The organism is Massilia genomosp. 1, assembly GCF_011682185.1.
In the GTDB taxonomy this organism is placed as follows: domain Bacteria; phylum Pseudomonadota; class Gammaproteobacteria; order Burkholderiales; family Burkholderiaceae_D; genus Telluria_A; species Telluria_A rubra.
In genome coordinates this window covers 1-236 of sequence record NZ_WHJF01000684.1, presented here as the reverse complement: position 1 = coordinate 236, position 236 = coordinate 1, and the positions used below count along the sequence as shown (strand labels likewise).

The 236-nt window shown below is 59.7% G+C and carries 1 protein-coding gene; it reads left to right on the top strand.

Annotated elements, in window-relative coordinates; genetic code table 11:
* Window positions 1-236: transposase (locus F1735_RS35250; protein WP_187364447.1), on the top strand; the 236-nt coding region annotated here is incomplete at both ends.

Below are 236 nucleotides of genomic sequence, written 5' to 3'. Positions count from 1 at the left end.
CCTCATGCACGAGCTTCCTCGCCAACTGCATGCGCTTGCTACTGCATTCGGCCGCCTATATCCTGCACCAGCAACTGCGCACCCAGGCACTGCGGCACACCGCGCTGTCGCAGGCGCAGCCTTCGACGGTCATCTCCAAGCTGTTCAAAATCGCCGTGCAAGTTCGGCAGTACAAGAACAAGATCGTTCTTCATCTGCCGAGCGCGTGCCCGGTCAAACATCTGCTGCGGACACTG